Below are 14055 nucleotides of genomic sequence, written 5' to 3'. Positions count from 1 at the left end.
CGTGAGCGCGTGCAGCCGGCGCCCATGTTCCGAGGGTTTGCGGGGTTCGCGGGCCGTTTCGCTGCATTGGCGAACGCTTCGCGCGGCCTTCACGAGCCACCTATTATTTTCCCTTTTCAAACAGCGAAATCGCCGTGCGTCTGACCTCGATCAAACTCGCTGGCTTCAAGTCATTCGTCGATCCCACGCATTTCCAGGTCCCAGGCCAGCTAGTCGGCGTGGTCGGACCGAACGGGTGCGGCAAGTCCAACATCATCGACGCCGTGCGCTGGGTGCTCGGCGAATCGCGCGCCTCCGAACTGCGCGGCGAGTCGATGCAGGACGTGATCTTCAATGGCTCGACCGCGCGCAAGCCGGGTAGCCGCGCCAGCGTCGAACTGGTGTTCGACAACGCCGACGGCCGCGCCGCCGGCCAGTGGGGCCAGTATGCCGAAATCGCCGTCAAGCGCGTGCTCACGCGCGACGGCACCTCGAGCTACTACATCAACAATCTGCCGGCGCGCCGCCGCGACATTCAGGACATCTTCCTCGGCACCGGCCTCGGGCCGCGCGCGTACGCGATCATCGGGCAGGGCATGATCGCGCGGCTGATCGAGGCGAAGCCGGAAGAGCTGCGGGTGTTCCTCGAAGAAGCCGCCGGCGTGTCGAAGTACAAGGAACGCCGCCGCGAAACCGAGAACCGTCTGCACGACACGCGCGAGAATCTGATTCGGGTCGAGGACATCGTCCGCGAACTGGGGGCCAACCTCGAGAAGCTCGAAGGGCAGGCCGTGGTCGCCACGCGCTACAAGGAACTGCAGACCGACGGCGAAGAGAAGCAGCGTCTGCTGTGGCTGTTGCGCAAGAACGAAGCCGGCAGTGAGCAGGAGCGCCAGCAGCGCGCGATCGAACAGGCGCAGATCGACCTCGAAGCGCAAACCGCGAAGCTGCGCGAAGTCGAAGCGCAACTCGAAACGCTGCGGGTCGCGCACTACTCCGCGAGCGACGCGATGCAGGGCGCGCAAGGCGCGCTGTACGAAGCTAATGCGGAGGTCAGCCGGCTCGAGGCCGAGATCAGGTTCATCGTCGAGTCGCGCAACCGCGTGCAAGCTCAGATTGCCGCACTGAGCGCACAGCGCGAGCAGTGGCAGTCGCAAGCCGAAAAGGCGCAGAGCGATATCGAGGACGCCGAGGAGCAACTGGCCGTCGCCGAGGAAAAAGCCACGCTCGCCGAAGACGAAGCCGCCGCGAAGCACGACGCGATGCCCGCGCTCGAAGCCCGCTGGCGCGATGCGCAGACGGAGCTGAACGCGGAGCGCGGCGGCATCGCGCAGACCGAACAGGCGCTCAAGCTCGAAGCCGCGCATCAGCGCAACGCCGATCAGCAATTGCAACAGCTGCAGCAGCGTCACGAGCGGCTGAAGTCGGAAGCGGGCGGTCTCGACGCCCCCGACGAAGCGCAGCTCGAAGACCTGCGCATGCAACTCGCCGAGCACGAAGAGATTCTGCACGACGCGCAAGCGCGTCTGGCGGATGCGCAGGAAACGCTGCCGCGCCTCGACGGCGAACGCCGCGCCGCGCAGGAACGCGTGCAGGCCGAAGGCGCGCAGATTCATCAGCTCGACGCGCGTCTCGCAGCGCTCAAGCAGTTGCAGGAAAACGTCCAGACCGAAGGCAAGATACAGCCGTGGCTCGAAAAGCACGAGTTAGGCGGGCTGCCGCGTCTGTGGAAGAAGCTGCACGTCGAAGCCGGCTGGGAAACCGCACTCGAAGCGGTGCTGCGCGAGCGCCTCGCCGCGCTGGAAGTGTCGAACCTCGACTGGGTCAAGGCGTTCGCCACGGACGCGCCGCCCGCCAAGCTCGCGTTCTACGCGCCGCCGGTGGCCGGGCAGCCGGCCGCCACGCCACCCGCGTTGCGGCCGCTGCTGTCGCTGGTGCGCATCGATGACGCCGGCATTCGCGCGGTGCTGAACGACTGGCTCGGCCTCGCGTTCGTCGCCGACGATCTGCAGCAGGCGCTCGGCATGCGCGCGCAATTGCCGGAAGGCGGCTCGTTCGTCGTGAAGGCGGGTCACGTGGTGACGCGCGTCGGCGTGCAGCTGTACGCCGCCGATTCCGAGCAGGCCGGCATGCTCGCCCGTCAGCAGGAAATTGAAAACCTCGCGCGCCAGGTGCGCGCGCAGGCGTTGCTTGCCGATGAAGCCAGGGCCACCGCGATCCGCGCCGAAGCCGCCCACACGCAAGCCGCGCAGGCGCTGACCGACGTGCGTCAGCAGGCCGAGCGCGCGACGCAACGCGTGCACGCGCTGCAAATGGATGTGCTCAAGCTCACGCAGGCGCATGAGCGTTACACCCAGCGCAGCACGCAGATTCGCGAGGAAGTCCAGGAGATCACCGCGCAGATCGAAGAGCAGCGCGGGATGCGTGCGGAGTCGGAAGCGAACTTCGAGCGGCACGACGCCGAACTCGCGGAATTGCAGGCGCGTTTCGAAGATCACCAGTTGGCCTTCGAAGCGCTCGACGAGGAACTGACCACCGCACGAGGCCAGGCCCGCGACCTCGACCGCGCCGCCACCGACGCGCGCTTCGCCGCGCGCAACATGGCGAACCGCATCGACGAATTGAAGCGCAGCATTCAGGTCGCGCACGAGCAGAGCGAGCGTGTCGCGGTGTCGCTGGAAGACGCGCGCGCCGAGCTGGAAACGATCAACGAGCAGACCGCGCACACCGGCCTGCAGGACGCGCTCGACATCCGTTCGGTCAAGGAAGAGGCGCTGCACGCCGCGCGCCTCGAACTCGACGATCTGACCGCCAAGCTGCGCTCCGCCGACGAAACCCGCCTCACCGCCGAGCGCGCGCTGCAACCGCTGCGCGAGCGCATCAACGAATTGCAGCTGAAGGAGCAGGCCGCGCGACTGAACGGTGAGCAGTTCATCGAGCAACTCGCGGCGGCGGGCGTCGACGAGGCCGAGCTGCAGGCCAAGCTCACGCCGGACATGAAGCCGTCGTACCTGCAAGGCGAAGTCACGCGCATCAACAATGCGATCGCCGCGCTCGGCCCGGTCAACATGGCCGCGCTGGATGAGTTGAAGGCCGCGACCGAGCGCAAGTTCTTCCTCGACTCGCAATCGGCCGACCTGAGCAGCGCGATCGAAACGCTCGAAGACGCGATCCGCAAGATCGACGCCGAAACGCGCACCCTGCTGCAAGGCACCTTCGACGAAGTGAACCGTCATTTCGGCGAACTATTCCCGCGCCTGTTCGGCGGCGGCCAGGCGAAGCTGATCATGACCGGCGACGAGATTCTCGACGCCGGCGTGCAGGTGATGGCGCAGCCGCCGGGCAAGAAGAATTCGACGATCCATCTGCTGTCGGGCGGCGAGAAAGCGCTGACGGCGACCGCGCTGGTGTTTGCGATGTTCCAGCTGAATCCGGCGCCGTTCTGTCTGCTCGACGAAGTGGACGCGCCGCTCGACGACGCCAATACCGAACGTTTCGCGAACCTGGTGCGGGCGATGTCGGACAAAACCCAGTTCCTGTTCATCTCGCACAACAAGATCGCGATGGAAATGGCGCAGCAACTGATCGGCGTGACCATGCAGGAGCAGGGCGTGTCGCGCATTGTCGCGGTCGACATGGAAAGCGCGGCCGGTTTCGCCCAGAATATCGTTTAACTTAAGCCTTCGCGGGCGTCCGCGGTTCAGCAGCGGCCAACGCCGCGCGACACGTGGAGCGGGCGCACAAGCCGCGCGGATAGAAGAATTGCTGATGGAGCATGCATGGACGAGTTGACACTCGGTTTGATCGGCGCGGGAGCCGTGGTGGTCGGGGGCGTGGTCGTGTACAACGCGTGGCAGGGCGCGAAAGTGCGTCGCAAGATGCCGCGGCCGATGCCGGCCGAAACCGCCGAAAACTTCGCGCGGGACGATCAGGAGGAGCAGAGCCCGTTCATCGAACCGGCCCGGCCGACCACGCGCCGCGAACCAGTGGTGGGTTCCGATGCGTCGGCGGAAACGACGGCGGCGCGCGTCGAGCCGACTTTTGGCGGGAGCCCGGGCGTACCCGCCGCGCCGCTCGACACGCCGGCCGATATTCAGGCCGAGACGATCACGCCGAACGGTTTGCCGGAAGCCGAGGGCGTGGCCGAGGCTGAAGAAGGCGTTCATCCCGCCGAGGCCGGCGAGGCCGCGCGACCCGCGCAAGCCGCTCGCGACGCCAACGAACCGGCCGAACCGATTCTGCCCGCCGCCACGACGATCTCGTCGGCGCCGCCGGCTATCGTCGATCGGCGCATCGATTGCATCGTGCCGATTCGTCTGAACGGCCCGGTGGCCGGCGACAAGGTGCTGCCCCTCGCGCAGCGCCTGCGCCGCGCCGGCAGCAAGCCGGTGCATATCGAAGGCAAGCCCGAGGGCGGCGCGTGGGAGCTGCTGCAAAACGGCGCGCGCTATGAAGAGCTGCGCGCGGCCGCGCAACTGGCCAACCGCAGCGGTGCGCTGAACGAACTGGAGTTCTCGGAGTTCGTCACCGGCGTGCAGCAGTTCGCCGACGCGCTCGACGCGGCGCCGGAATTTCCCGACATGCTCGAAACGGTCGCGATGGCGCGCGAGCTCGACGGTTTCGCCGCGCAATGCGACGCGCAACTGTCGATCAACGTGCTGTCGGACGGCGCGCCTTGGTCGGCCAACTACGTGCAGGCGGTGGCGTCGCAGGACGGCCTACTGCTGTCGCGCGACGGCACGCGCTTCGTCAAGCTCGACTCGCGGCAGAGCCCGGTGTTCATGCTGCAATTCGGCGACACCAACTTCCTGCGCGACGACCTCACGTACAAGGGCGGCCAGATGATCACGCTGGTGCTCGACGTGCCGGTCGCCGACGAAGACATCCTGCCGTTCCGGCTGATGTGCGACTACGCGAAATCGTTGGCGGAGCGTATCGGCGGGCGGGTGGTCGACGACGGCCGCCGTCCGTTGCCGGAAACCGCGTTGCTCGCCATCGAGAAGCAGTTGATGACGCTCTACGCGAAACTCGAACAGGCGGGGATTCCGGCGGGTTCGCCGGCCACGCGGCGCTTGTTCAGCCAGTAAAGCCGCACGGCTTTTTCGAGGTGCCCGACGGCCGCGCGATGTGCGGCCGTTGTCGTTAGCGGCGGCGCATGCGCGCACCGCTTTGAACCGCTGGCGAACGCGCAGCGGTCAGCCCGAAACCTGGCCACTCGGACGATGTAAAGGGGCACGCTTCCTGCGATAATCCAATGTCTGAATTTCCCTCATGAACCGTCCGACAGCATGTCCCGAACCCCCGCCTCTTCCCCAGCAACCAGCGCTCCGGCCGAACGGGCCGCGTGGCTGCGCGCGGAACTCGAACGCGCGAACTACGCGTACTACGTGCTCGACCAGCCCGACCTGCCGGACGCGGAATACGACAAGCTGTTCAAGGAACTGGAGAACATCGAGTCGGAGCATCCCGATCTGATCGTGCCGGATTCGCCCACCCAGCGCGTGGGCGGCGAGGCGGCGAGCGGCTTCGAGCCGGTCGTGCACGACCAGCCCATGCTGTCGCTGAACAACGGTTTCGCCGATGAAGACATCGTCGCGTTCGACAAGCGCGTCGGCGACGCGCTCGGCAAGAACGCGAGCGAGCCGTCGGTGCCGGTCGATTATGCGGCCGAGCTGAAGTTCGACGGCCTTGCGATCTCGCTGCGTTACGTCGACGGCGCGTTCGTCCAGGCGTCCACGCGCGGCGACGGTACCACCGGCGAGAACGTCACCGAAAACGTCCGCACGATCCGCTCCATTCCGCTCAAGCTCAAGGGCAAGCGCGTGCCGCAAGTGCTCGACGTGCGCGGCGAAGTGCTGATGTTCAAGCGCGACTTCGAACGTCTGAACGAACGCCAGCGCGCCGCGGGGCAAAAGGAGTTCGCCAATCCGCGCAATGCGGCGGCGGGCAGCTTGCGGCAGCTCGATTCGAAGATCACCGCGCAGCGGCCGCTGTCGTTTTTCGCTTATGGCATCGGTGTGCTCGAACGAATCGAGATGCCGGCCACGCATAGCGAGCTGCTCGACTGGTACAAGGAACTCGGCTTGCCGGTGAACGGTGAACGCGCTGTCGTGCAGGGTGCCGAAGGTTTGCTGGGCTTCTTCCACGCGGTCGGCGAGAAGCGCGACTCGCTGCCTTACGACATCGACGGCGTGGTCTACAAGGTCAACCGGCGCGACGAGCAGGACGCGCTCGGCTTCGTGTCGCGCGCGCCGCGTTTTGCGCTGGCGCATAAATTCCCCGCGCAGGAAGCGCTGACCAAACTCGTCGCGATCGATGTGCAGGTCGGCCGCACCGGCGCGATCACGCCGGTGGCGCGGCTGGAACCCGTGTTCGTGGGCGGCGCGACGGTCACGAATGCCACGCTGCACAACGAAGACGAAGTGCGCCGCAAGGATATCCGCATCGGCGACACGGTGATCGTGCGGCGCGCCGGCGACGTGATTCCCGAAGTGGTGAGCGCGCTGCTCGAACGTCGTCCGGCCGACGCCCGCGAGTTCGTGATGCCGACGCAGTGTCCGGTGTGCGGCTCGAACATCGAGCGGCTGCCCGACGAGGCGATCGCGCGTTGTACCGGCGGGCTGTTTTGTCCAGCGCAGCGCAAGCAGGCGCTGTGGCACTTCGCGCAGCGGCGCGCGCTCGATATCGACGGGCTCGGCGAAAAGATCATCGATCAACTGGTCGAGCAGAATCTGGTGCGCACGCCGGCTGATCTGTTCAACCTCGGCTTCGGGACGCTCGCCGAACTCGACCGTTTCGCCGAAAAGTCCGCGCAGAACCTGCTCGATTCACTGGAAAAGGCCAAGCACACCACGCTGGCGCGCTTCATCTATGCGCTCGGCATCCGCCACGTGGGCGAATCCACGGCGAAAGATCTGGCGAAGCACTTCGGCTCGCTGGACCCGATCATGGACGCAACGGTCGAAGCCTTGCTGGAAGTCAACGACGTGGGGCCGGTGGTCGCCGAGTCGATTCATCAGTTCTTCGCCGAAGAGCACAACCGCACGGTGATCGAGCAGCTGCGCGCGCCGGGCAAGGTCACCTGGCCGGAAGGGCCGCCTGCGCCGAGGGCGCCGCTAGGCGCGCTGGCCGGCAAGACGGTGGTGTTGACCGGCACCTTGCCGAATCTCGCCCGCGAGGAAGCGAAGGAAATGCTGGAAGCAGCCGGCGCGAAAGTGGCGGGGTCCGTGTCGAAAAAAACGGACTACGTGGTGGCAGGGGCGGAAGCCGGCAGCAAGTTGGTCAAGGCCGAGGAACTCGGCATCCCCGTACTCGACGAAGATGGTATGCGTAAGCTCCTGGAGGGGCAGTCATGATCCGCGAAATTCTCAAGATGGGCGATCCGCGCCTGCTGCTAATTGCCGATCCGGTCGATCACTTCGACACGCCTGAACTGCATGAACTCGTCAAAGACATGTTCGAGACCATGCGCGACGCCAACGGCGCGGGCCTTGCCGCGCCGCAGATAGGCGTCAATCTGCAGGTGGTGATCTTCGGCTTCGGCAAGAACGAGCGCTATCCGGACGCGCCGTCGGTGCCGGAGACGGTGCTGATCAATCCGACCATCTCGCCGGTCTCGCTCGATATGGAGGAGGGCTGGGAAGGTTGTCTGTCGGTGCCGGGCCTGCGCGGCGCGGTGAGCCGGTTTTCGATGATCAAGTATCACGGCTTCGACCAGTACGGCAAACCGATCGACCGGGTCGCCGAAGGCTTTCACGCACGCGTCGTGCAGCACGAGTGCGACCACCTGATCGGCAAGCTGTATCCGATGCGAATCAACGATTTCGCGAAGTTCGGCTTCACGGAAGTGCTGTTTCCGGACATGGAGCCGAATAGCGACGATTGATGCTGCTGCGGGGTTTGCTGCTGCATGCGGCAGTTTGAACGGGTAGCGCCGCCTGCGGCGCCAACAAAAAACCCACGCATCGGCGTGGGTTTTTTGTTGGCGCGAGCGCCTGTCCGATGGTGAACAGGCGCTCGCGGCGGCGGCGTCAGAACGATTCGTCCGCCGCCAGATAGCGCCATTGGCCCGGCGGCAGCGCGCCCAGCATCACGCGACCCATCCGCACACGCTTCAAGCCGATTACTTCGAGGCCGACCAGTTCGCACATCCGGCGGATCTGGCGTTTCTTGCCTTCGCGCAGCACGAAACGCAACTGCTCGCCGTTCTGCCAACTGACCTGCGCGGGCTTGAGCGGCACGTCGTCGAGCGACAGGCCGTGGCACAGCAGCTCGAGGCTTTCGGGCGGGAAGTGGCTTTCGACGTCCGTGGTGTGTTCGCCATAGGCCACGCGCACCAGGTATTCCTTGTCGATCTCCGAATGGCCGCCTATCAATTGCTTGGCGACGCGGCCGTCCTGCGTCAGTACCAGCAGGCCCGTCGAATCGATGTCGAGACGGCCGGCCGGCGCAAGCTGGCGCAGATGCGCGACGGAGAAGCGAATTTCCGAGTGGTCGCCTTCCCAGCGATTCTCCGGCGTGACCAGTGTGATCGCCGGTTGATAGCCATCTTCCGCCTGGCCCGACACGAGGCCGACCGGCTTGTGAACCAGCACCGTCACCTGGCTCGCTTGCGCGGCTTCGGCGGCGGGGTCGATCTCGATGCGTTGGTCCGGACGAACCTTGGTGCCGAGCGTGTCGATACGCTCGCCGTCTACCAGCACCCAGCCCTTTTCGATCCACTCGTCGGCTTCGCGGCGCGAGCATAGTCCGAGTTCGGACATCAGCTTCGACAGGCGCAAGGTACCCGGCGCGTCTTCGTAATCGCGACGCGGAGTGCGCGGGGCAGGATTGGCGTCGGTCTCGTTGCCCGCATCGCGGCGCCCGGCGCGCGTTGCGGACGCGCCCGCGGGGGCGCGTGGCTTGTCGGCGCGGGCCCGGGCCGGGCGGTCGTCGCCGAAGCGGCGCGGCGCGGACGGCTGTGCCTTGTCGAAGCTGCGGGCCGGGCGCTCGCCGCGTTCACCACTGCGCGTGGGGCGGTCGTTGAATTCGCGTTTGGCGGGGGCGCGGTCGCCGCGATCACTGCGTTCATTGCGCTCACCGTTGCCGTCGCGCGGAACGCGTGCCGGACGGTCAGAGCGGTCGCCGTAGCCGCTTTTTACGGGTTGCGCAAAGCTGCGTTCGCCACGTTCGGACGAGCCGCGCTCGCTTTCGAAACGGCGCGGCGCGCTATCGGTACGCGGTCCGCGGTCGCTTCCGCGATGGTCTTGGGGAGCACCACGGTCGCTGCCGAAACGGGGCCGATCGGATGCGTCGCGTTCGCGCCGCGCCGGGCGTTCGCCACGCGGTGCGTCTTCCGATGGACGGCCTGTGCCTGTGCGCGGTCCGCTGAACGGGCGGCGTTCGCCGTCGTCGCGGCGCGGGGCGCGTTCACCGCGATTACCCGCGCCTTCAAATCGGCGGGGCGCGCGTTCACCGCGATCACCCGCGCCTTCGAAGCGGCGAGGTGCGCGCTCGCCGCGATCACCCGCGCCTTCAAATCGACGTGGTGCGCGTTCGCCGCGATCACCCGCGCCTTCGAAGCGGCGGGGCGCGCGTTCGCCTCGGTCGCCTGCGCCTTCGAAGCGGCGGGGCGCGCGTTCGCCGCGATCGCCTGCGCCTTCAAACCGGCGAGGGGCGCGTTCGCCGCGATCACCCGCGCCTTCAAACCGGCGAGGGGCGCGTTCGCCGCGATCACCCGCGCCTTCGAAGCGGCGGGGCGCGCGTTCTCCACGCTCGCCACCACCTTCCAACCTGCGCGGCGCCCGCTCCCCAACATCACGACGCGGCCCCCGCTCCCCGGCAGCCCCTTCCCGGCGCGGCGGCCGATCCGACGTGGCGCGACGCGCCGCACCCGCCGCACCCGCGTCCCGCTCGCGCGAAAACGATCCCTCAGCACGCGGCGCACGTGCACCGCTACCCACCGGCTTGCCACCCGCGGGCCGCTTGCCAGCGCCGCCTGCTGCACCAGCGCCTTCACCCCGCGCCCCGCTGAAAGCCGCCGTCGACGGCTTCGGTCCCACCGGACGCGTCGGCTTACGCGCCGACGTGCTGCCGGTACGGACAGGGGCGCGTTCGGACGAAGCCGGCCGCGGGTGCTTGGCTGTTAATTTGACTCGCATGAAATCTCACACTGCGATCGCGCGCAGCAGTTCGGTCTCGACCTGAATTTGCAGGCGGTTGTCCGACAGGCCGTGTCCGTCCAGCAGGAACACGTCTTCGACTCGTTCGCCGAGCGTATTGATCCGCGCCGAAGCGACGCCGACCCGATGCTCGGCCAGCACGCGCGCGATCGAATAAAGAAGGCCTGGCCGGTCGTTCGCCGACACGGACAGGATGTAGTATTGGCCGCGCTCGTCGGCCCGAAGATCGACGCGCGGCGTGACAGGGAAGGTCCGCGACAGCCTCGACAAACGGCCCTTCGACGGTCCCGGCAGCAGGGTTCCGTGGCCGGTGAGGCGGGCGGTCAGTTCCTGTTCGACCAGATTGGCGATATCGCGATAATGCACGTCTTCTTCGGTATGCGCGACGAGGAAATTATCGAGCGCGTACCCGTGACGGGTCGTACTGACCCGCGCATCGAGCACCGACAGGCTATTGCGGTCGAAATACGCGCAAATGCCGGCGAACAGGTCGGGCTGGTCCTTCACGTACACCAGCACCTGCAGCGCCTCGCCGATCGGCGACGGACGAGCCCGGACGATCGGTGTCGGCGTTTCGACGTGGCGGTACAGCACGCGCGTTTGCCACGCGATGTCCGCCGCGTCGTGACGCAGGAAATAGCCGACATCGAGCTGGTCCCACAACGCCCGTTGCGCGCCTTCCGGCACGGTTTCGAGACGCAGCAGCGCGAGCGCCTCTTCCTTGCGGGTCTTCAGCTCCGAGTGCGCATCGGGCCGCGCGCCGCCGAGTACGGCCAGCGTCGCGCGGTACAGGTCTTCGAGCAGCTTGCCTTTCCACGTATTCCATACTTTCGGGCTGGTGCCGCGGATATCGGCCACGGTCAGCAGATAGAGCGCGGTGAGGCGGCGCTCGGTGCCGACCAGTTCGGCAAAGCGCTTGATCACTTCCGGGTCGCTCGTGTCCTGCTTCTGCGCGACCTGGCTCATCGTCAGATGCTGCTGCACCAGCCACACGACCAGCTCGCCGTCCTCGCCCTGGATGTCGTGGTTGCGGCAAAAGCGCCGCGCGTCGACCATGCCGAGCGTGGAATGGTCGCCGCCGCGGCCCTTGGCGATATCGTGGAACAGCGCCGCCACGTACAACACCCACGGCCGGTCGAAGTTGGTGATCAACTGGCTGCAGAACGGATATTCGTGCGCATGCTCGGCCACGGCGAAGCGACGCAGATTGCGCAGCACCATCAGGATGTGCTGGTCGACCGTGTAGACGTGATACAGATCGTGCTGCATCTGCCCGACGATGCGCCGGAAATTCAGCAGATAGCGCCCGAGCACGCTGGTCTGGTTCATCAGGCGCAACGCGTGCGTGATGCCGGCCGGCTGCTTCAGGATGTCCATGAACAGGAGCCGGTTCTCCGGATCGCGCCGCCAGTGCTGATCCATCACGTCGCGGGCGTTGTAGATCGCACGCAGCGTGCGCGCCGACAGGCCTTTGACGCCGGGCGTCTGCTCGTACAGCAGGAACGCTTCGAGGATCGCGTTCGGCTCGCGCTCGAACACGTCGTCGCTGGCGATCTCCAACATGCCTTGCTTTTCGACGAAGCGCTCCGACAGTACGCGCGTAATGCCGCTCGTGCTGGGGAAGAGTTGCGCCTCGATGTTCTGGATCAGGATCGTGGCGAGCTGCGTGACGGCCTTGGCGGCCCAGTAATAGCGGCGCATCAGCTGTTCGCTGGCGCGCTTGGTGACGGTCGGCTTGTAGCCGAAGCTTTCGGCCACCGGCGTCTGCAGGTCGAACACCATGATGTCCTGACGACGCCCGGCGGTCACATGAAGCCGGGCGCGCAGCGCCTTCAGGAAACCTTCGTTGTGGCGCAGTTCGCGCGCCTCGCGCTCGGTGATCAGGCCGCGCGCTTCGAGTTCGCGCCAGCTGCTGCCAAACCCGGCCGCCTGGGTGATCCAGAGAATCAGCTGAAGATCGCGCAGGCCGCCCGGACTTTCCTTGATGTTGGGTTCGAGCGAGTAGGGTGTGTCCTGGAACTTGGCGTGGCGCTGGCGCATTTCGAGCACTTTCGCCTGGAAGAAGGCCTTTGGATCGAGCGCCGCGCGGTAACGCTTCGCGAAGTCGTCGAATAGCGCGGCGCTGCCCGTGATGCGCCGCGCTTCGAGCAGCGAGGTGCGCACGGTGACGTCGTTGGCGGCTTCTTCGAGACATTGCGACACGCTGCGCACGCTGCTGCCGAGTTCCAGCCCCAGATCCCACGCGAGGCTGATGAAGCGTTCGATGCGCGCTTCCAGATGTTCCAGCGGCGCGTCCGGCAGCAAAACCAGGATGTCGATGTCCGAGTGCGGTGCCAGTTCGCCCCGGCCATAGCCGCCGACGGCCAGCAGCGCCAGCTCGCCTGACAGCTCGCAGGTGTCCCAGGCTGCGCGCAGCGAGTCGTCCGTGGCGCGCGCGAGGGCGGCCATCAACGCATCGACGTTGGTGGCCGTTTTGAAGCGTTCCAGTATCTGGGCTTTGGCCACTTTGTAGTCCGCCTTCAGCGACGTGGCATGGGATGGGGCGACGACAGGAACGCTACTCATTGGCAGGCGGGCGGTGGGGTCGGAAGTCGGTCAGGCGGTGGCCGCGACGACCGGCGGCCGCGCGGGCGTGCCGGCGGAAACGGTCAGCACGTCGTAGCCGGTTTCCGTGACGAGCACGGTGTGTTCCCATTGCGCCGACAGGCTGCGGTCCTTGGTCTTGACGGTCCACTGGTCGGGCATCGTGCGGATGTCGCGGCGGCCGGCGTTGATCATCGGCTCGATCGTGAAGATCATGCCGGCCTGCAATTCGAAGCCGGTGCCAGGACGGCCGTAGTGCAGAATCTGCGGGTCCTCGTGGAACACCGTGCTGATGCCATGACCGCAGTACTCGCGCACCACGCTATAGCCTTGGCCTTCCGCATGCTTCTGGATTGCATAGCCGATGTCGCCGAGATGCGCGCCCGGGCGGACCTGGTCGATACCCAGCCACATGCATTCGAAGGTGGTCTGCACGAGCCGTTTGGCGAGGATCGAGCCTTCGCCGACGATGAACATGCGGCTCGTGTCGCCGAAATAGCCTTCCTTGATGACCGTGACGTCGATGTTCAGCGCGTCGCCGTTCTTCAGCGTCTTGTCACCGGGGATGCCGTGACAGATGACGTCGTTGACGGAAATGCAGGTGGCTTTCGGATAGGGCGGATAGCCGGGCGGCTGATAATTCAGCGGCGCCGGAATCGTGCCCTGTTCCTTCAGCATGTATTCGTGGCATAGACGGTCGAGTTCGCCGGTCGTGACGCCGGCCTTAACAAACGGCGTGATGTAGTCGAGCACTTCGCTAGCGAGCTTGCAGGCGACGCGCATCTGCGCGATATCGTGTTCGTTTTTGAGTGTAATAGCCATGAGTCGGGCCTGAAATGCGATTTATTGCGGGATTATCGCACCATATTCCTGCTGCCGCAGGCTTTTGCGACGGGGCTCGGGAGTTTGGCGGGTGCTTTTGTGAACTGCGCTTGAGCAAGTTGGACGGCCTTGCCTGCGATAGACGAGGCGGGCTGCGCGGATTCGTCCAGCCGTTACGTCATATTTATGCGGCGGGCCGCCTTCGGCGCACGCCGGCGGCGGCAATCTTCCGGGTGCAACCCCGTCGCGGCAAACGGGGGCTCCCACGCAGGTTGAGTCGTGCAATAGTCGCGTGCTATAATCTTTGGCTAAGTCGTTCTATGTCTCGTTTTATTGCCTGGGAATCGTGAAAAATCGTGAAAGGGTGGTCAAAAACGGGCAGGAGCGGTTTTTCATGGTGCCGGTTGCCTGCGCCATGAGGTAATAAATGTAGGTCAAGGTAAGTGCAGGTTAATGGCATTACCAGGCATTGGCATTACCGGGCATTACCGGGCATTACCCAGGCAGCCAA

At 65.9% G+C, this 14055-nt stretch carries 7 protein-coding genes; 4 read left to right on the top strand and 3 right to left on the bottom strand.

Going from position 1 to position 14055, the window contains the following annotated elements; translation table 11 throughout:
- Positions 1–134 precede the first annotated feature (134 nt).
- The 4 genes from smc (at position 135) to def (ending at position 7864) form a co-directional block, all read left to right on the top strand.
- Positions 135–3653 carry a chromosome segregation protein SMC gene (gene smc, locus P0D89_RS00325; protein ID WP_408356883.1) on the top strand — a complete coding sequence of 1173 codons (3519 nt, stop codon included), beginning with the start codon at positions 135–137 and terminating at the stop codon, positions 3651–3653.
- A gap of 105 nt (positions 3654–3758) precedes the next feature.
- The gene (locus tag P0D89_RS00320; protein ID WP_408356881.1) at positions 3759–5066 is read left to right on the top strand and encodes a cell division protein ZipA C-terminal FtsZ-binding domain-containing protein; all 1308 of its coding nucleotides are present in this window, start codon (positions 3759–3761) and stop codon (positions 5064–5066) included.
- A gap of 201 nt (positions 5067–5267) precedes the next feature.
- Positions 5268–7334, top strand: a complete 2067-nt coding sequence (gene ligA / locus P0D89_RS00315) for an NAD-dependent DNA ligase LigA (protein ID WP_408356879.1) — start codon at positions 5268–5270, stop codon at positions 7332–7334.
- Positions 7331–7864 carry a peptide deformylase gene (def, locus tag P0D89_RS00310; RefSeq protein ID WP_408356877.1) on the top strand — a complete coding sequence of 178 codons (534 nt, stop codon included), beginning with the start codon at positions 7331–7333 and terminating at the stop codon, positions 7862–7864. The genes ligA and def overlap by 4 nt, the downstream gene beginning before the upstream one ends.
- Positions 7865–8009: 145 nt before the next feature.
- Here def and P0D89_RS00305 read toward each other — a convergent pair whose 3' ends face one another.
- Genes P0D89_RS00305 through map form a run of 3 tightly spaced genes read right to left on the bottom strand, consistent with a single transcriptional unit; the run spans position 8010 to position 13544 of the window.
- Complete coding sequence (locus tag P0D89_RS00305; RefSeq protein WP_408375983.1) at positions 8010–10118, bottom strand: pseudouridine synthase; 2109 nt, start codon at positions 10116–10118, stop codon at positions 8010–8012.
- A 6-nt stretch (positions 10119–10124) separates the two neighbouring features.
- Positions 10125–12704, bottom strand: coding sequence for a [protein-PII] uridylyltransferase (locus P0D89_RS00300; protein ID WP_408356873.1), 2580 nt, complete (start codon positions 12702–12704; stop codon positions 10125–10127).
- Positions 12705–12734: 30 nt separating this feature from the next.
- Entirely contained in the window at positions 12735–13544 is an 810-nt protein-coding gene (map, locus tag P0D89_RS00295; RefSeq protein WP_408356871.1) for a type I methionyl aminopeptidase, read from the bottom strand.
- Positions 13545–14055 lie beyond the last annotated feature (511 nt).

Source organism: Paraburkholderia sp. RL18-085-BIA-A, assembly GCF_046027075.1.
Taxonomy (GTDB): domain Bacteria; phylum Pseudomonadota; class Gammaproteobacteria; order Burkholderiales; family Burkholderiaceae; genus Paraburkholderia.
Note: the sequence above shows the minus strand (reverse complement) of the source record. Positions and strands in the feature narration are given on the sequence as shown.

What these genes read in the sequence shown, in the direction of transcription:
- P0D89_RS00320 (WP_408356881.1), top strand. Translation starts at nt 3,759, where the DNA reads ATGGACGAGTTGACACTCGGTTTGATCGGCGCGGGAGCCGTGGTGGTC.
- ligA (WP_408356879.1), top strand. Translation starts at nt 5,268, where the DNA reads ATGTCCCGAACCCCCGCCTCTTCCCCAGCAACCAGCGCTCCGGCCGAA.
- def (WP_408356877.1), top strand. Translation starts at nt 7,331, where the DNA reads ATGATCCGCGAAATTCTCAAGATGGGCGATCCGCGCCTGCTGCTAATT.
- P0D89_RS00305 (WP_408375983.1), bottom strand. Translation starts at nt 10,118, where the DNA reads ATGCGAGTCAAATTAACAGCCAAGCACCCGCGGCCGGCTTCGTCCGAA.
- P0D89_RS00300 (WP_408356873.1), bottom strand. Translation starts at nt 12,704, where the DNA reads ATGAGTAGCGTTCCTGTCGTCGCCCCATCCCATGCCACGTCGCTGAAG.
- map (WP_408356871.1), bottom strand. Translation starts at nt 13,544, where the DNA reads ATGGCTATTACACTCAAAAACGAACACGATATCGCGCAGATGCGCGTC.